The organism is Pseudomonas sp. FSO-7, from assembly GCF_059579345.1.
Map to the genome: position 1 here is coordinate 3,355,700 of NZ_CM184193.1, position 18,352 is coordinate 3,374,051.

Consider the following 18,352-nt stretch of genomic DNA (forward strand, 5'->3'; position numbering starts at 1 on the left):
CAGATAGATCACCCGTCTGGAGTATTTCAGAAACGTCGAGTGACTTCATCATCCTGAGAAACCTCTGAGATTCATGAGTATGACAGCCACTAACAGCCCCCAACCCTATACCGGCCAGGCGATCATCTACCTTGATCAGAACGTGCTCGACATGGCAGTCAAAGGTTATGACCCAGAGTTCTTCACGTCCCTATCCGAGCCTTTTCAGATCATCTACTCCGACGACACACTTCGTGAAATCAAGCGCAGCAATCAACCTGAAAAATTTCTAGCGGCACTGGGTACGCTCAATGCACTGCACTTCAGGTACCAGCTGGACGATCGTTTCGAGCCTACCGGAGAGATGATCCTCCATGCCCTACACCCCGCCGAAGCCTACGCCAATTATCTGCAGGTTGAGCCGGTCTACGACATCATGCTGGCCGCATCCCACCAGACCACATTGAAGCTTTACGGGGGGCGGGCCGAATCAGCGTTTGCAGATATCGCCTCCGAGCAGGTCAAGGCATTCGGCGGCCTGTTGGAGAGCATGTCGGATCGAATAGCCGAACTGGACGACACCCACCCAGAGCTGCGGGCGCCGATTGAGCAATACCTGCGACACCTACAATCCCAATACGAGCAAGTCTCAGCTATGGCTGGTGCCGAAATGACGAAACACGTTGGTGAAGGCTCAGGTTTGTCAGGAGTGAATACCTATCGGGCTGGTGTGGGGATTGGGCCGAAGGAACTCAACAACGTTAAACCACCCCGGGTCATCGAGAAAATATGGCAGATCTATCAAGATCTTGATGGCTATCGTGGCCAAGGCTATTCGATCGAAAACTTTCTAGGCATCGCTGGTAGCCCGCTTTACAACCGTGAGATGCACATCCCCGAGAAGGTCACTGCCATGTATAACCTCCTCAATGTCATCGGCTATCGGACTGACAGTAAGCTCAACCGTGAACATCGACATATCGCAGCTATCAGCGACGCTGCTCATGCTGCAATCGCTTCTCGCAGCAATTGCCTGCTGAGCGCAGATGAGGTATTCGTAGACAAAGTGCGCGCCATCTATGAGTACCTTGGAGTGACCGCCGAAGTAGGGCTTGTAACGCTGGTCGATGGCAAGATCCTTGTCAGAAGCCAGGACTAGTCGAAGGTAACAGGCGGCCAAGACCGCAATCAGGCCAGCATTGCATCGCCCGCTTCAACACCCTAAATCAGCAGCAAACCTGAGCCCACGCAACGGTGGGCTGAGCACGTCGACGGTAATGCTTGCAGCAGTGCACCGAAAAGTATCCTGTGGCATTTACAGTAGAACGGGACTTCCCGACCGGGCCGTTGGATGGCCGACCGTTCCATATGACCACCGAGATACAAGCAGAGTCTATTGATGAGCAGCCCACCGTCGATGCACAGCCAGCTAGGTGTCGTAACAAACCCGTGTAAAGAGCTGTGCCGGTCATATTGCTCGCGCAGCCAGCGACCTAGCCCCTCTTCCCCCATGATATCAAGCGCTAAGCTGTACAGCTTACGCTCATGGCTCCAGCTATCCATTGTCCCGGTTGACCTCAAGTAATTTTCGGAATCCAGCGCATCGGCTTCGAATGCCAGTATCATTTCCATACCCCCTCAGCCCTACGGACATGCATCGAGATGCTGATCGAACTCGACCTGAACATGAATGACTCCGAGTCACTTCTGCGCCACTGTGCTGACTTTCGGCCGGCGTCTGGGGACTGCAAAGAGGACTCCCGACTCGCTGACGCTTTGTCAGCCCTGGCTTTTGCGATCAAAGACTCTATGAACGCGGAGCGCTCAATCGTTGAGCCGGTGGAAGCGATTGATCCCAAGTTGCTGGGCGCAGCGATTGGCCTGTTTCAAGACAAAGCACTGGCGATTGGCTGGTTGACCAGGCCAATGCGGGGGTTAGGTGGCAAGCGCCCGCTGGATGTCCATATTGAGGAAGCCCTCGCACTCGTCGCGCGCTTAGAACATGGGATTGTTGCCTAAGCGTTGGTGGACAATGCCCTCTTTTTTTCCCTCGACTATGTTTAGCCGGCGATACACCTTCCACTGCTTGCCCAGAGCTCGATGGCGCTCCTCCATGATCAGAACAGTACCGGGAAAATAACGCTCACCAAGCATTAGGCGGCGTCGGTTAAGCAAGTGCTCTGCAACAGAGGATTTAGGGCAGCCCACCAATGGCACTTTTGCAGGATGGGCGCTCCACCAAGCCAGACTGCTGTCGCGGATGCCCCGGCTCGTCCGGAGAGCGCGTCTTCTTTAGGTTCGTTCTGGAAATTCCTAGGTGCACGACCGCAGTAATTACTGATGCTGTGAGCTCATTCCCCGTTCTAGGCTCCCGGCGCTTAGCGCGCACATCTGGACGCCTGCGCGCTCCGCTTACCTTTCAGAACTCCATGCACGGTGCTCACGACCCAGAGCTTGGTAACAACAACTCCCCAGAGGCTGCCGCATTGGGGTCTTACGCAACCCCACTTTAGATAATCAGTCCCAGGGGCGTTCCATTAACGCGGATCTAAAAAGCAGGATCATAAATGAATCGCGCGGCGAGCACCGTGACGATCTCTTTGATGTCTGGCTGCTTACGGGTGACCGATACAGACAGTCGGGTGCCGGAGCCTTCACGTTCGGAAAACTCCTCTGAGCGCACTACAAGGGGGCTGGGCCAGACTCAGTGCCCACCACGAAAGTGATTTTGGCAAGGCCGGCAAGCTTGAGTCAGCAATCGGTTTCACTCGGCACAGCTGTACTCAAGAACGCGCGGACAGCTTTTCGAGAAGGCATGGGCAGAAAGCCAAGAACTGTAGATCGAAGCCGATGCGGTGGTGGAAATCCAAACCCGGGTGCCGCACCATTGGCGAGAGCAGGCAGTTCGAGGCAGCTGAAGTCGCTCACGCGTCACTGCAAGAGCTCCGCCCCCCCCCACCCGCTTCAGAAAGTCTGATGAGGTTTGCGAGGATGATGATTGAGCTTGATTTGAACCAGAACGACGCTGATGCCCTCCTGCGTCATTGTCAATCATTCACGCCCGCGAGCGGAGATGCGCGGGAAGATCGAAGGCTGGCTGACGCGGTTCAGGAGCTGGCGGAAGCGATTGAGAGGGGGTGCGGCTCTCAAACTCCCCTCACCTGACAATGCCTAGCTACTCCAATAGTAGGCTGCCTGTAGACCTGATCTACTCTCAATACTCCGGCTGATCAGGTCGAGACCGAGCTATTCTCAACCCTCTGACACACGCCAAAAACTTCCTTAGCGAGTCGTGCCCCAGAGCCATCCGCCATAAACGAATGGGCGCTGGGCTTGATCAAGACTGTGGCCAACGCCCAGACGGAGAAATAGATGATCAATGTGCCGATCACCAGCATGGACTTAAAGCGTTTCTCAGCACTTATCGGTGAGTCTCGCAGCCCTATGACGGAGTTTTTTACCCGAGAGATCGGATGGTTTTCCAACCAAGAGGAGACGGTTCTTGGTGTTATCCTGATCGATATTATTGATCGCGATTTCTCCGCCATTTTGCTAGGGAGAGATGCGGTTGGACGGTATCGTTGCATTGACCAGAAAGTGTCAATGGAAACGCCTCGCGACGCACATAGCTGGCTGGTGGACAGAATAACGGCCACGACCTTGAGCGGCCAGGCGGTCTTCCTGCAAGACGATGAAAACGGTGAGGCATTGGATCTGTTTGCTCCGGTCAAGGCGGAGGAAAAGCTTCATCCCTACTTCCTCATCCTGTCAACGCAACTTTCCCATGTGGCAGCTAGAGGCATTATCCGAGAAATGATGCCCCACTACGTCGATATCGATGGCAACTTCATCGAGCAATTCCAGACCACCGGGTTTGATGCCAGGATTTGGGAACTGTACCTCAATGCGTACTTGGTGGAAGAAGGTCTTTTTTTGGATCGCAGCCACCATGCCCCTGATTTCATGGTGCAAAAATACGGGCATACCGTTGCGATCGAGGCAACCATCGTGGGGCGTAAAGGCAAGCTGACGGACGCGGACATAGCAAACATCACCCAACTGACGCCTGAGCAGATTCAGGAGAAAACTCGGAATGAAATGCCCATCAGATTCGGCAGCCCGCTCTTCTCCAAGCTGCAGAAGAAGTATTGGGAGCTTGAACACGTTGCTAGCAAGCCTCTGGTCATCGCGATCGCCGATTTTCACGAAAACCAGTCGATGCTGTGGACGTCAACGGCCCTCATCAATTACCTATACGCGGTGCATCACGATCATCACTACGATGAGTCGGGGAAGCTGGTAATTACCTCTCAGAAAATAGATAAGCACATCGTGGGCGAAAAAGAGATTCCGTCGGGATTTTTCTTCCAGCTTGGCGCCGAGAACATCAGTGCAATCATGTTCTCCGCAAGCGGCACCGTCTCCAAGTTCAACCGCATGGGCAAGCAAGCAGGTTTTGGGGGTGACAACGTTAAGCTCTTCAGAATGGGGACTTACCACGACCACGATCCTGATGCTTCACTGCCGAAAATGTTCACCTATGAGGTCAACGAGGACTGCGCAGAAACGTGGGCGGAGGGCATGAGCATGTTTCATAACCCGAATGCCCTACACCCCGTGCCAGAGGAGTTATTTCCTTCGATCGCTCACCACTACTTCCAGGACGACCGTATCGTGAGCCATCTCCCCGAGTTTCACGTCTATTCCTCAATGACCACGATCCTGAATGTGGTAAGTGACGAAGAGTGGGAGCGCCGAAAGCAAGGCCAGTAGATTCAGGCTTTAGGGGAGCGGTGGCGCGCTGACCCGACTGGGCACGTCATCTGCGATATGGACGACTACGAGGCCAGGCTTGGGGCTGCTTCTACTCTGTGCCACTCTATCTGCCAGTCAGGCGTTATCAACGGGGTGTTCGTTGAGCTTAAACCCCTGGCGCTGACTTGAAGCACTTCTCAACAAACGAATTGGCCTCAAAGAATGCCGGGGCCTGTGACCTCGCCTTTGTCCCACCAAGCCCTGCGTCAATAGATGGCGTGAGGTTCCTCGCACCTAAGCGAGTTATTTGCAACCGGGGGCGCCTTACGTCCCAAGGCTTCATCAAGAAGCCCGCGCCCAACCAGTCGATGGATCTTCTCGTGGGCCCACTGCATTCCGATATCCTTCTGACGACCCTTCGCTGATTCTTGGCAAGCAGCTTTCATGGCTTTTTCCCTCTTCGATTGTTGGGCGGTACTTTCGGCGTTGGAATGTCCCGAGTCGCAGCAACAGGTTCGGCCGGAGACAGGACTGAGCCATCATCATTGCTCGTATAGCTGGCAAGCTCTATCTGCAAGTCGACGATCTGCCTGCTTAGGTCAGCCTCTCGGCCGGTCGCCATTGCGGCCGCAATGTTTAACCCTTTGACCTCTTCACGAAGCCCCAGCACTTGGGCCTGGTGGTGTTCGATGATTGCGCCTGCTTTCGCTTCGGAGAGTGTTAACGCTTGAACCTGAGCGGTGAGCGATTGCACCTGATGGGTTTGCGTATGTAGTGCTTTAGCTTGCTGGCGAGCCTCGCCGATTAGTCGCTCGTTGTCTCGGTTCAGTCGTGTCAGCTCATCCTGTTTGACTACAAGAGTCTCTCGAACCTGGCGGAGTTCTCCCTGGCAGGCCTGGAGCTGGCTTTCATCTCGGCGTTGGTCTTGTTCACGCTGTTCCTTGATCGCCTCGCGGTAGTGCTCTAGGGCGTTGCGCGCATGCACATGTTTTTCTTCCAGGGACTGGATCAGCTCATCCTTTTCGCGGATCCGGCGCTCCAGCTCTACACACGTCTGGCTCAATCGAGCGTTGCGGCCCAGCTCTTCCCGCAGGGAAGCTTCACTGACTTTCAGCTCAGCAGTTTGAGCCTCCAGCGCAGAGTGCTGGGCCTCGAATTGACGCCTCAGCGTTGTGAGCTCTGCCTGCAAATTCTGATTGCTCGCCTCCAGGGCTCGTACCTGCTCATCGAACTGGGCTTGAGCAACAGAGAGTTTCTCGCTGCCCTCTTCCATAACCTGGTCGAGCAGGCTCTCAACACTTGCTTTAAGGGCGTTGCCAATGCGATCGCGAAGCTCGATGGCTGGGCGCCCTGACGCTTCGAGCTCTTTCAAATAACGCGAAATCGTGGACTTGGAGCCCGTATTTCCCAATTCGATACGCACAGCGTCGATGCTCGGGTGCGTACCCTTCGCCAGCAGCGACTGCCGTGCTTTTTGCACCACAGCCTTATTGATTCCGCCCCGAGCCATGCGCCTCTCCTACGATTTCGTACTGTGTTACATGTCATGTAATTACATGAAACGATCATCAAATTTTAGCTTCATTTACGTTGATAGGCTAGGAGTCTATAATTGAGAGTTATAGCTTCTTTACTCTCGAAAAGGCTTTTAGCGGTCGCTAAAAATATGGAATGCTGGGATCACTCAGATTTTGAAGGCAAAAGGTGATGGACAAGGCTGACCGGTACCTCATGGCAGGCACCAGAGAGAACACCCGGAAAAGCTACCGGGCGGCGATCGAGCACTTCGAAGTGACGTGGGGCGGCTATCTGCCCACAACCGGCGACGGCATCGTTCGCTACCTGGCCGAGTATGCCGACAAGCATGCAATCAGCACGCTCAAGCAGCGGTTGGCCGCGCTGGCGCAGTGGCATATCACCCAGGGATTCCCAGACCCGACCAAGACGCCTAACGTGCGCCAGATGATCAAGGGCATCCGTGTCATGCACCCCGCCCAAGTCAAGCAAGCCGCTCCCCTTCTACTTAGGCACCTCGAGCAAGCCGTGAAATGGCTTGAAGTGGAAGCCGCTGCCGCGCTTGATCGCGGTGACTACAAGACGCTGCTGCGCCACCGTCGCTCGGTTGCAATGGTGCTGATCGGATTCTGGCGGGGGTTTCGCGGGGACGAACTGGCCAGGCTTACGGTGGAGAACACGCAGGCCTATAGCGGTGAGGGCATCACGTTCTTCCTAGCTCACACCAAAGGTGATCGCCAGTATGAAGGGACAACCTTCCAGACGCCGGCGTTGACGATGCTCTGTCCGGTCGAGGCCTATATCAATTGGATCACCGTCGCAGGCCTTGTGAAGGGCCCTGTCTTTCGCCGCCTGGATCGTTGGGGGAATTTGTCGGACACCGCCATCCAACCTCACAGCCTGATTCCGATGCTGCGCCGCATCTTCAAGGAGGCCGGGTTGCCTGAAGAGCTATACAGCACCCACTCGATGAGACGAGGCTTTGCGACATGGGCGTCGGCTAACGGGTGGGACATCAAGGCGTTGATGAGCTATGTGGGCTGGAAGGATATGAAGTCGGCGTTGCGTTACGTGGATGCTGGGATGTCCTTCGGCGGTTTGGCTGCGCGCGGTGCTCCGTCGCGCCTGGAGACTTCTGGCCATGCCGCACCAGGCGCAGTAAAGTGAAATCAAGAGCAAGAGTGGCCCGAGGCAAGCGGCCTGAATAAGTGCCGACCTCCGCACATCTGCATGACGACGGATCAGAAAGCGGATAGCAGGTCATGAGGAGAAACATCTGTCCGCTCAAACTGAATCTCTTCAGGGCGACCATCGATGCCCACCACTTTGGCCGGCCCAGCCTGATGACCATGCAGACGGACGAGGGTGATGGTGACGTTGTTGGCGGGAACGATCGCTTCATGGAACGTATGCGCCTTGATCATGTAGCTGTCACCCGCGACTAATTGAAGCCGTGCTGTTTCTTCGACATGCAGCCGGGTGTCAGTTCGACGCAGCAGGTTGACCGCCTTGTCCTTTGTAGAGGTGGTCGATATCGGGATCTCGCCCGATCCAGACATCCTCCTTCCCACAGCATTGGACTGGATGAAGGAAAAGATTCGTAACCTCGACTTGAAAGGCTTCAGCCTCGAGCATTCTGACTTTCTTTCGGATGTGTCTTACCGCTCTAGCCTGTTCCTGCACAGAATCGATGCCAAATTCCGATTCAGCACCTCGGGCCTCGATGGTGATTGCGTGATCTCTCTTGGCTTCCCAGAATTTTCTGCGGCCCAGAAAAAAGACAGTGAGATTGAACTGAGGATCAAGCAAATCAGCTTTGACAACACGGGCCGATCTATCGACAAGAATGACGCCAAGGAAACGATTCTGAAAGAGTTGGAGTCCGAGAAAATTGAGACCTTCAAGACCCTATCGATCCCTGCCGGCGGTGCGTTTGCGCCTTAACCCTGATGGCCGAACGCAACAGAAGGCGACGAGATCGATTTGCTGTAAGCACCAATATCTGATGTTCTCAAGCAGTCAAGGATTCACAGCAAGATGGATCTCGTCGACACACTACGTTGTAAAATTCAGGTCTTGGGTGACTAGAATGTGTCCCTGGCCTTAGGGCTGTCCTACTCCACATAGAACAGCGTTCAAACACCTGTCACGAGGTCAACAGGAAGGTGAGGGCCCTGCTTCACTGTAACCGTCCGGGCAACACATCTTCCTGATGCCATCGCTTAAGGCGATGGTGTCCACCTAAATAGGCGGACACCATTGCCCTTAATTCCGGATTTCTGAAGGTGTGTTCGCTGGCCGCTTACCTAAAGTCGGTGCAGATGGTGTCTACACGGTTGGGATTCGTAGTCGCGGCCTGGGTATAGCTATTAAAATTGCAGACGGAAGCCTAGGGCCGCTTTACACGACTGCTGTCAGCGTACTACTACAGCTGGGCTTGATTCGCGAACATGAGCTTCTAAACCATGGGTTGATCCAGCTGTGAGGAGCATTGCGGGTGAGTGCGTAGGTCAATTGCAGACAAGATTGAAGCTAGCCAAGCTCTGAGATCGGCCACACGATTCCCGATACCCAAGCTGCTCCATGGTATGTTCGTTACAAATCCGCAAGGTGGGTTCGCCAGACGCTTACACCGCAACGGCGGTAGCCGTAAGACTACGAGAGGAAGATTCATGCTAGATAGCAGCTCCTGACCTAGCCTTCGGCTAGCACCTTGGTACCGACATGATTCGCTGCATGAGCTCAGTTGCTGGCAAATGGGGTTCATCAAGCCATATGGCAGGAGGTAGCACTGTTTTCTGCTCTTCTGGCACTTGACTCAATGCCACTACTACCAGTGTCTGCTTGCCAACCTCTCGCATCAGAGCTTCTTTCCCATTGACCACGGCACTGATGTCTTCATCAATGATCAAAACGTGAAGTCTTTCGAATGGCTGAATCAGCCCGCGATCCTGAGGACGGTGGATGGAACTGTGCATGTTTTTGTGCCAGGCGGCATCCGAAAGGCTTAGAGCTAACGCCTGCACACGCCCCGCGAGCTCAAAGGAAAGGATGTTTAGCCTTACTGAGCTCCAGACGCTCGCCCCTATGCTGCTCGGCGCTAATTCGTCGCCAGTGAAGCAAGCCCGCACAAGCGCCTCTCCGATGGGAACAAGCTTGTTTTCGCGGACAATCTTAGCTGCTACCAGTGATTCGTAGTTGAGCTGTTCAATCTCATCACTGGAGCTGAGGCCCAGGAACTCCCGTTCCTCACGCTGCCCCCCTCCTTGTTGAGGTTTAAGTGAGTGTCGTTTGGCTATGAATGCCTTGCGCGCCATTTGCAGCTGGGCGTGGGATAGATCCTTCAGCGCCAGAATGAGAAACCGCTTTTCTCGACCGTTTACTCTCCCTAGCGCGATAGCAGAGGCCATTGCGCCGTATAAAGCTGCTTTTTCGGACTCCATTTCGTTAAGGCAGGCGCTGAGTAGCGCGTGGTAATCTTCAATATCCAAATTCTCGGCAGTGAACTCGTCGAGCTTTTCGCCTGCGATCAAGCGGCCATGGAACTCCTCACATCTCTTCTGGGCTCTGCGCTCCATGTATTCAGCCATTTGTTCCGCGCCAAGGCTGAGCAGTTCGTAGATTCCGACTGCGACGCTTACGCCCGGGACAAGCCCTAAGCCAGCTTTGGTTATGCTTCCAGTTACGCTTGAGATGATCTTGCCGTTGTCTTTATCTTTGCTCATCAAGAAACCACCTTCTTGCTGGGACGGTAGCTATAGTCAAGCCGTAGAGCTTCGTCACGAGCTATCACTCTCTACCCTGATTGGAGCTGCCGCCAGGTGGCGGTAAAACGCTGCAAGAATCCTGGCATCGAGCAACGCATGATGAGGAAGTTCTGGAAGTCCTACATCATCGATATCGTCTGCCCCAAAATGCCTAAACAAATGGATCAGATTGATGGGCCGGTTGGTCACGTGACTTGGCCACCTGTGCTCCACATACGCTAGCTGACAGAAAAAATCCCAATCCCAATCCGGGGCGTCGGAACAGACTTCCAGCTGGCATTCAAAATTGCCAAGGAAGGCCTTCAGAGCGGCTTGAGCTTCCAACAACGACATCCCATAGCGAGGCAGGCTCAACTGCGGCAGGACATTATGGATTACGAAATCACTACACTCCTCGAGCCGGTATGTATCCGTCAACTCCACATAAAACTCGTCGCCAGTCTCCGAGACCAAGGCTAGCGAGATCAGCTTTGTATTTTGATTGAGCTGAGTGAACTCGCAGTCCAAAATTAGCTTCATCACATATCCTTCCAGTGCGTGCTCATCCGTGCTCCAGACGCAGGTGTATCCTGGTCAGGGCGAACGCTGGCTGGTGTAATCTGCTGCCCCAGCACCACGCTTTTGACAGCTAAAAAGGTGTCCTCCTGGCCGTGGGCTCGAAACCTATTGCAAACAACCAGTCGTCTCAGCCGAAGCAGGCCCAGTTCCTGAAATCGTCTGGTTTTGCTGGCATTAGTATGCCACTAATCTCATGCAGGGAAAGCGACCATGCAGGCAAGAGCCATAATGGATACTCTCACCCGCACCAACAAGTATGAGAGCCAGAAATGAACTACGTTGAGTTGGTACAGCTCCAGGTCGAAGCCGTCTTTGGCAACAAAACAAAAGCCGACAATTGGCTGATCCAACCGAAAAACACCTTCGGTGACAACACACCATTGGAGCTCGTTCACACTGAAGAGGGATACGAACTCGTAAAGGCTGAGCTTGAAAAACTCAGTCACGGATTCGCCTGTTAACTGTTCCACGGAGGAATCACGATGTCCAACTCAGACCTACTTCCTTCCCTTCTCTACAAAATTAATCAGAACCAGCTAGCGCTCGAAGCGGCGATCATGGAGCTTACGCTGTGGGTCGAACGACAGGGTTCAGCGGAGGTTGCTGTCAGCGTTCGGGGCGCTTTGGATACCATCAGCAAGAATGAAGAATTCATCAACATGACTCTTGCAGTGCTCATGACTCCGGAGTGAACAGATTCGATCTGAAATTAGTGCTCTCGCCCAGTTCTCCAGAGCCCAGTGGCTCGCTTAGGGCAAGCTTGAAAACTCAGGCACGGATTCGCCTGCTAATTCGAGTTCCCCACTTCCAAGCCCAGGACTCAACATGATTGTTTGATCTCAACATAAAGGATGCGGAAGGGTCGCGGTAGGGATGGCAGGTACCTGCCACCCCCCCCCATAGATCCGTATACCGCATACGGCTCCTGCCTTGGCTGCGTGACGGGAAGCGATCCTCAGGATACGGGTGTGCATTTTTTGGGCTCGGTATGTAGTGAACCACCACGATGAACACAAATATCGGATAGAAGATGGCCTTCCCATTGTCATCACGGAAGGCAACAAATGGCTGACCGAGCAAACGTACTGCCGCGAGCTCACCGGTCAATTGCGAGGATGGCAGGACAGTTGCTACCTGGAAAAAACCAGTGTCCGAATTGGCTACATTAGTGCGCGAGGAACTTGCCGAATTGACACCACTTGCGCTGGAAAAAGATGTCGAAGTGGTTTTGGACGGATATCACAACTGTCTGATCGAAAGCTATCCTGTCGCTCTGGCCGTTGCCTTGCAGAACCTGATCACCAATGCTCTCAATCTTTCCCCGCCAGGCAGCGAAGTAAGGGTTCAGGTTCGATTGCATCGATACTTTTTTAATTTATTCTCAGCGTCCTTTTATTTAAGAAGCACGTGCTATTCGGCGCAGCATAAGGATTATCTATCGACCATTTATAGTCCGGAACATCCATTCCATTAAATAAAATGTTCAATTTACCAGAGCAACCACCATAGCTTCCATTTCTTACTTCCACCTCAATGACATTTGTGCCCTTTTTCAGCTCTGCCAATATATCAAAAAAGGGCGGAGTATCTCCATAATTTACTTCAAGCAACTGTTTTTCATTAATCCGCACAATCATTGAATCGTCAACATTTGAAATCTGGGCCTCAGCCTTCTTCAAACTCTTTAACTTTCCATCCCATGAAGGTGGAGGTGGTGGCGGATTATCAGCCGGATTGTATAATATTGAGCCTAAGGTAAACGCAATCAAAAAAGTTGCCACCCCTCCTCCCGCACTGAATTCAGCAGTGTAAGCTTCAGGGACGAATGGAATTTTCCCTTTTGCCGCAGCGTTTCCACCTATAAAGGCCCCGGAAAAAGACAAACCAAATGCAATTATTGTTATAACGATAAATCTACTACCTGGCGGGACGACGAGTGCAAAGGTAGACATTATTACAAGCGCCATAAGAAAAAACATTGTTATTGCCCCTAATGCCACCCCTACGATTAACACCCAATTTTTTTCAAGAAACAGCTGCTTGCTCTCTACCTCATATTGGGGAGGCTGTTTCATATCGATATCCTCTGCAATTATGCGGATGCGCTTTGGCTTGAGCGTATTAGACAAAATAAAATCGTCCAGATTTTTTTATGATGAATTGGAATTAAAAACCAATTTTAGTGATCGCAATTAGTCCAGCTTTAAGCATCTCAGCAGTGACAAGCACTGGCATTCCAAAGCAGTTAATTGTCCGCCGAAGAGAGAAATTAAGCATTCGTGTGGCGGGCAGCTCATCAAATTTTATAATGCAACGAACAAAAGTGTAAACCCAATGAAACAGATTATGGAAATTTGTCTCCATTGGTCATTTTTTCGCCACTCCAGATATTACCTACACTAAATTCTACTGTATTCTTCCGTTCAGTCTGGTTCATGCCTAGGAGTTACCTATTATGTTATCACCAGAAAAGCCAAGACTAAGCACCCCAAAACTTTTAGAGCTATTGGAGCCATATAATATAGATCGTAAAACTTACCCTCTGATTGTAGTTGGCATTCGAGGTTACTACAGGGAACAAATGGGAGCCCCAGAGGTAAATGACAGGGGGATATACGACGATGCAATTTTCATCTGTTCGCCTCAAGCAATGGTGGCCTATAACGGTAATACTGACCCGTCGAAGTACCGTAAAGGCGAAGGGGATGGGGCTGAAAAAGGAATGGCCTCACTAAATCCTGGAGTGTGGTATGCGCACCGCTTCGACTACCACAAGGGAGAATATCTCGCGCTTTGTCAGCGTGAAGGGAAAGTTTCAGTAACTAGAGATGGTGACCCGCCCTATCTAGACACAGGGTATTTTGGGATTAATATACATCGGGGCGGATATAATACAACCTCAAGTGAAGGGTGCCAGACCATTCACCCTTCTCAATGGGATAGTTTTATACAATTAACTGAAGACCAAGCAAAGCGATACTACTCCAGCTCATGGAAATCTGAAGTCATCCCGTATGTACTGCTGGAACCTGACACAGTTTTAATTGACGCGTAGAATTCTTGTTAGCAATCTGCGCGGGCAAATTTCAGCTAGTTGTACTGGGTTTGTACTCTGGAGGACAATTACACCTGCTTTTTCCTAGACGCTATCCGTCGTTTGACCATCCAAACATCTCGTTGCAGTGCATCGGAGGTGGGTAGCAATTTGCTTCGGTGACGATCATAAAATCTATATAATCGTGCGGGTACGCACCAAAGTCATGGCTTCTGACATGGTAATCGGAATTTCGGAGCTATTCGATCATGGTAGCGTGCGAGGTCAGGACGAGGTCAAATCCACCTTAGCCACAACAAAATCCGTTCCCAAACATAACAATGCGCTATGCCTGAGCGATAGCACGGCATAAAAGTCACTCCTCTGCGTATGCATACGGTTGCTCATAAGTTAGCTAGCCCGTACTTCTGACGTTGTTCATTGATGCATTGTTTGACCCCGCGAATATCTTCATAGTCCTTATCAAAGTTTCGACTCAAAGAGATATGCCCAACCTTAGAAAGACTCCCAGTAGCTGCCTCTTGTTTTGTATACTCCCTATCAACTGATGCTCGGACATAATACACCCTAGAATTAATGATCTGAATATATGCAGCCTGGTTAAATGCTACATAAGTATGACAAAGCGCAGAGGTGCTACCAGCAGACTTCAAATAACTCTCCATATCTGAAACACCAAGCTGACCATCTTTATCGTAAAAGGTAGCCCCCTCCTGCAAGACCTTTTTTGCCTGGCCATCATATAGATAGTTTAAAAAATGAGTGTCTTTTTTATTGTTTGGAATATCAAGAACTTCATCTGCAAGCACTTTAAAGCTGAGCGCCTCCATCGGTTCATTTACCGCATAACCGAAACATCCCTCAATACTAGCTGCTGTCAGTGCTCCACGGTGATTGTTTAACAAATAAGCCTCGAGCAAGCGCTGCATATCTGCTTCGTTAAGCCGACTTTGATAGGTTGATTTCAAATACGCACACTCGTTTTTTATCAGAACCAAATCGCCTGAATGGGAAGGCAATTTTTCTTTGGCTCGCCGGATCTCCAAGGCCTCTTGCGGTCTAACACCACTGTCCAATGGCTGGGTCATGATTGACGCAAATCCCTTACTAGAGAATAGGTCATCGTTAACGGTCAAGTAGAAATGGAACAACTGATGTTTCGACTGTCCAATATACCCCCACAAAGTCTCCTGAGTAAATTTGTCATTACTTGGCATTTGGAAGATGATGGAATGGTCGTCCGCCGAACTTGCCGCCGAAGCGAATGCAGCATCTAAGAATGGAGCTACTCCCGCAGCAATTGGGCGGGCTAACAACTGTCCTGTTACGTTGGGCAGTTGAGCACCCATCTCAACAAATTTCTCGAGCGACTTTATATCATCACGGGACGAATAAATTAAGTTAAGCTGGTGTTCTTTATTTGCGTTTCTGCTTAACTCAAACCCACTAAAATCTCTCTCCTGCCACGTAGCCTTTGTACATTGCTTCGTTTTATCGTCATATTCCAATTTCATGATTGGAACCTTATCCATCGTTAATACCAAAAGAGCTCTATTGTTTTTTCCAATTAAATTTCTGGCAAATGAATTAACATAACTGTCCTTGCAAAACCCTTCGATGCCCGCCGTTTTGATCGTGATTTTTTGATATGCCTCATCGTTTATTTCTCTTGGGGCAGACGGCTTTAGATCCAGCTTTACCTCTTCGGTTTTATCCCAGAAGGCGGCTCCTGCAATTGTCGGCATTAAACATCCCGCCATCATTACCCAACCCACTAGAATTTTAACCATGTTTCTTATCCTTACGTGCCTGTCGCGCCAGTGGCGGATTGCCATTAATGGCTATAGACGAAAGATGCCAAAGCTGCAAGTCAGGACGTGGCAATACGCATTCTGCGCCACAATATCGAGTGCTCTCCGCCTTTCCCAGCAGGAAAACTCCATCAGCGTGGTGTGCAGCTTTACGCCATACGGAGAATCGTGCGGCCTGATCTGGGGGGCTGAACAGCCAATTGCTCCTTAGCCCCGGTTGACCAGGCTCAGAAGCCCTCGCTGCGTTCGAGGTCATTCGTCGTTGAGCAGAAACCATGGCACTCGATCGGGGAAGATCAGTGATGCGCAGATGGCGCCGATCCGCGTTGCAGGGTTTTGCAGCGATGTGTCTTGAAGCATCTGGGGCCTGCATACTTCCTCCCAGCGCTGAACGACATCCGCCACCGTCCATACCTTCTGGCCGACCTGGAATACGTGATTTATACCGTTACGAACGAATGGCTGGCTGAACTCCAGGTAGCTTTGCGGAAGGAAGATGTTGAGGTGTGCGTGATCGAGGCTTGCCAGGTTGTAATCCAGCTCTTCTTCAAGGGAATGACGACGGCTGATGAGCAGGACAAGCGCCAAGGTCTCCGAGGGTGAACTACTCAAACGCTTCAACTCGGCGGGATCTTTGTCGGCGCGTGCTTTGAGATAGCCGAAAACGTTCTCTGCCGACAGCAACGGCTGGGCAAGTCGCCCCTCGTGCTCAACGAGCGCGTTAATCAGCGTACTGACGACCAATTCGCCAAGGCCATTCGCGTCATCCGTTTTAATGGCTGTGAGGAACGCGGCCCAGTACGGTGCTTCGTCTTCGCTCATGCCCGCACAGGCGCTAGCGTAGTGCTCCACCAGTAGGGCACTCATTTGCTCCAGAGCCTCTCTGAGATTAGCGTCACTGACGCCAAGCTCCCGAGCCAAGTGCACCGCTGCGCCTGCCCAGCCTAAAATTCGAGAAATGCGTTGCGGGAGGTAGAACAGATCGGGAATGCCATGCCGGGACAGCGAACAAGGGTTTTCTCGAAGCCCATTGACGATGTCCCACAGCCGGTACTCAATCTCTGTCACGATCTCGTGAGCGAGTCCCAGAATGCAGTCGCGAGAGGCATTGTCCTTCTGGGACGACTGAAGGAGCAACGCTGCGCACGTTGCGCTCAGATCGACCCGAGAAAAGCTGTTGGTGTGGCGCCCTGCGCCCTTCTCCAAGGATTGCCAAATGCCGCCGATAAACGCGCCGGCTGCGTTGGGTATGTCGGCCAGGCTATCAACGCACGTGGAAAGGACAGGAAAAAGCTTTTCGGCGGTGAGTTCATGTTCCGGGGCAAACATCAGCTTGTACAGCTCGGCGGAATGAGCACTGATGGCTTGTCCGGCCGGGGACGCGGGGGAGATGCCTGTGATCCCCAACAAAGAGGACGCCGGATTGTCGGAAGTATGCGGATTGCCGAACAGCGGCATATGACCGTATAGGTTGACGCCCCACACGGAAGGCATCTGTCCTCCCCGGGTCTGCTCCGACACGAAATGTGCAGCCGGTCGACCAATATCCAGTAAATCGAGAACGCCCGCTCGCGACCCGGTATCGATCTCGCCACTCAACACTTTGAGCAGTGCAAGGGTTCCACACCCGCCTTCACTGGTTTCGCTGGCGTACTGATCTGCTGCTGACGATACAAAAAACGACACGCCAAATGTCTTGGCCTTACCAATCACTTCAGGCTTGAGCAAGATACCGAGGTTGGACACCATGCCACCGGCGTGGCACGCATCAATGATCACATTGCAGTGGGCAGCTTTGAGTTCGTTAAAGTATTCGAAGAGTCGACTGAGCGCAAAACCCGTGGTGGAGAGACGATCTGCACGAGTGTCGCTGAGGCAGAGAAAATAGCTGTCGTTGGCCTCACCGCCATGCCCGGCGAAAAATAGCGTGAAGCTGTCGATTTCATCGTACTTGTCCTGAATCTCAAGCAGCATTGCATCCAACTGACTCCTGACAGGAGAGCGTAGCAAGTACGCGTCCTCTGACTGGATACGGCTCAATGGCCCTATCGAGAGTGCAGAGTGGATGGAGAGCGCGTCATGCTCGGCTCCGGACAATTGGCTGAGCGTTGGAGATTGGTAATTGTCACAACCGATGCACAGCAAAACCCTGGCGCCCATCACTGCCCCCTACTACGAAATTTAGATTTTCGCGCGGCTTCCGCTGCCAAAGCCTGGGTGATTTTGATCTTCTTCACCTCCTCGACCCTGGCAAGCAATTCTGGCTCATGCAGCGAGGGATCCGTATGAAGGCGCTTCGCGAGGCTGGGATGCATGCGAAATTCTGGAAGCGATACCTGACCATCCCGATCAACCGAATATTCGACTGTTTCGATAGCCTTGAGCATCTGTTCGCCAAGGCTGCACGCGGAACCATCGATGACATTGCCGTGCTCTTCGCAGGTATCGGAGAGCATCTTGTAGAACGCCTTGGCGTAGCTGTCGGCCATGCTGCTGGATATTTCATCAACCGTGCGCTCGATGACGTCTAGCCGGCCTCCCATTATGTCCTCAAAGCGCAATCTTGTTTCGTGCTCGATCGTCTGCATCTGGTCGACGCGATCAGGGTCGTAACTGTGATGCGACTGCCACGAGCCACCGTGGCTGAATCGCTGGACGTTATCTCCCCCACTGACCTGTCTTTGTGCCCGATTGAGTTTCTCTCCTGTGGCTTGCATGAACGTCTTCATGACGATTTCTGCTTGCGCATCAAAGGGGAAAGGATGGGCTTTATCCCTCATGTCTGACTCCTGACTGACCAAGCACGAATTATTAGACGCCATGATGCAGAGAGATCTTCCCAGCTCCCTCTTCGTGGCATGGCAATAGTATGACCTCAATCCTCCACTCAATGCGCTGAACAACCTCCATGG

The 18,352-nt window shown here is 52.2% G+C and carries 17 protein-coding genes and 1 pseudogene; 10 read left to right on the plus strand and 8 right to left on the minus strand.

What is annotated here, in order from left to right:
* Positions 1–73 precede the first annotated feature (73 nt).
* From AC515T_RS14765 to AC515T_RS14775, 3 genes are all read left to right on the plus strand, one after another.
* Positions 74–1,138 carry a hypothetical protein gene (locus AC515T_RS14765; RefSeq protein WP_496528891.1) on the plus strand — a complete coding sequence of 355 codons (1,065 nt, stop codon included), beginning with the start codon at positions 74–76 and terminating at the stop codon, positions 1,136–1,138.
* Positions 1,139–1,641: 503 nt separating this feature from the next.
* A complete protein-coding gene (locus tag AC515T_RS14770) occupies positions 1,642–1,998 on the plus strand; it encodes an antitoxin Xre/MbcA/ParS toxin-binding domain-containing protein (RefSeq protein ID WP_496528892.1) in 357 nt (118 codons plus the stop codon).
* A gap of 1,353 nt (positions 1,999–3,351) precedes the next feature.
* Entirely contained in the window at positions 3,352–4,752 is a 1,401-nt protein-coding gene (locus AC515T_RS14775) for a hypothetical protein (protein WP_496528893.1), read from the plus strand.
* A 424-nt stretch (positions 4,753–5,176) separates the two neighbouring features.
* On the opposite strand, the gene AC515T_RS14780 is transcribed toward AC515T_RS14775, so the two are convergent.
* Entirely contained in the window at positions 5,177–6,244 is a 1,068-nt protein-coding gene (locus AC515T_RS14780) for a DNA-binding protein (RefSeq protein WP_496528894.1), read from the minus strand.
* 197 nt (positions 6,245–6,441) lie between these two features.
* On the opposite strand from AC515T_RS14780, the gene AC515T_RS14785 reads away from it, so the two are divergent.
* A complete protein-coding gene (locus AC515T_RS14785; protein WP_496528895.1) occupies positions 6,442–7,416 on the plus strand; it encodes a tyrosine-type recombinase/integrase in 975 nt (324 codons plus the stop codon).
* Between the two features lie 74 nt (positions 7,417–7,490).
* Here AC515T_RS14785 and AC515T_RS14790 read toward each other — a convergent pair whose 3' ends face one another.
* Positions 7,491–7,808: a hypothetical protein gene (locus AC515T_RS14790; RefSeq protein WP_496528896.1), complete on the minus strand. Its 318-nt coding sequence runs from the start codon at positions 7,806–7,808 to the stop codon at positions 7,491–7,493.
* 25 nt (positions 7,809–7,833) lie between these two features.
* Here AC515T_RS14790 and AC515T_RS14795 point away from each other — a divergent pair, with 25 nt between their 5' ends.
* Together AC515T_RS14795 and AC515T_RS14800 are read left to right on the plus strand one after the other, a co-directional pair.
* Positions 7,834–8,193 (plus strand): hypothetical protein, encoded by a 360-nt coding sequence (locus AC515T_RS14795; RefSeq protein ID WP_496528897.1) that lies wholly within the window; start codon positions 7,834–7,836, stop codon positions 8,191–8,193.
* A gap of 343 nt (positions 8,194–8,536) precedes the next feature.
* Positions 8,537–8,734 carry an asparaginase gene (locus tag AC515T_RS14800; RefSeq protein WP_496528898.1) on the plus strand — a complete coding sequence of 66 codons (198 nt, stop codon included), beginning with the start codon at positions 8,537–8,539 and terminating at the stop codon, positions 8,732–8,734.
* 220 nt (positions 8,735–8,954) lie between these two features.
* Here AC515T_RS14800 and AC515T_RS14805 read toward each other — a convergent pair whose 3' ends face one another.
* Positions 8,955–9,974 (minus strand): hypothetical protein, encoded by a 1,020-nt coding sequence (locus tag AC515T_RS14805; protein ID WP_496528899.1) that lies wholly within the window; start codon positions 9,972–9,974, stop codon positions 8,955–8,957.
* A 54-nt stretch (positions 9,975–10,028) separates the two neighbouring features.
* The gene (locus AC515T_RS14810) at positions 10,029–10,535 is read right to left on the minus strand and encodes a 3'-5' exonuclease family protein (RefSeq protein WP_496528900.1); all 507 of its coding nucleotides are present in this window, start codon (positions 10,533–10,535) and stop codon (positions 10,029–10,031) included.
* Positions 10,536–10,843: 308 nt separating this feature from the next.
* On the opposite strand from AC515T_RS14810, the gene AC515T_RS14815 reads away from it, so the two are divergent.
* The 3 genes and pseudogenes from AC515T_RS14815 to AC515T_RS14825 all read left to right on the plus strand — a co-directional run.
* Positions 10,844–11,035, plus strand: coding sequence for an antitoxin Xre/MbcA/ParS toxin-binding domain-containing protein (locus tag AC515T_RS14815; protein ID WP_496528901.1), 192 nt, complete (start codon positions 10,844–10,846; stop codon positions 11,033–11,035).
* Between the two features lie 21 nt (positions 11,036–11,056).
* Positions 11,057–11,266: a hypothetical protein gene (locus AC515T_RS14820; RefSeq protein ID WP_496528902.1), complete on the plus strand. Its 210-nt coding sequence runs from the start codon at positions 11,057–11,059 to the stop codon at positions 11,264–11,266.
* Between the two features lie 461 nt (positions 11,267–11,727).
* Positions 11,728–11,928 (plus strand): annotated as a pseudogene (locus tag AC515T_RS14825) (two-component sensor histidine kinase); the annotation flags it as partial.
* 16 nt (positions 11,929–11,944) lie between these two features.
* On the opposite strand, the gene AC515T_RS14830 reads toward AC515T_RS14825, so the two are convergent.
* On the minus strand, positions 11,945–12,649 hold the full coding sequence (locus AC515T_RS14830; RefSeq protein WP_496528903.1) for a hypothetical protein: 705 nt from the start codon (positions 12,647–12,649) through the stop codon (positions 11,945–11,947).
* A 380-nt stretch (positions 12,650–13,029) separates the two neighbouring features.
* Between AC515T_RS14830 and AC515T_RS14835 the strand changes: the two genes are divergently transcribed.
* The gene (locus AC515T_RS14835) at positions 13,030–13,629 is read left to right on the plus strand and encodes a hypothetical protein (protein WP_496528904.1); all 600 of its coding nucleotides are present in this window, start codon (positions 13,030–13,032) and stop codon (positions 13,627–13,629) included.
* A 383-nt stretch (positions 13,630–14,012) separates the two neighbouring features.
* Here the strand turns inward: AC515T_RS14835 and AC515T_RS14840 are convergent, their stop codons facing one another.
* From AC515T_RS14840 to AC515T_RS14850, 3 genes are all read right to left on the minus strand, one after another.
* On the minus strand, positions 14,013–15,419 hold the full coding sequence (locus AC515T_RS14840; RefSeq protein WP_496528905.1) for a hypothetical protein: 1,407 nt from the start codon (positions 15,417–15,419) through the stop codon (positions 14,013–14,015).
* Positions 15,420–15,692: 273 nt separating this feature from the next.
* Complete coding sequence (locus AC515T_RS14845; protein ID WP_496528906.1) at positions 15,693–17,600, minus strand: caspase family protein; 1,908 nt, start codon at positions 17,598–17,600, stop codon at positions 15,693–15,695.
* A complete protein-coding gene (locus AC515T_RS14850) occupies positions 17,600–18,220 on the minus strand; it encodes a hypothetical protein (RefSeq protein WP_496528907.1) in 621 nt (206 codons plus the stop codon). Before AC515T_RS14850 ends, AC515T_RS14845 begins: the two co-directional genes overlap by 1 nt.
* Positions 18,221–18,352: the final 132 nt, after the last annotated feature.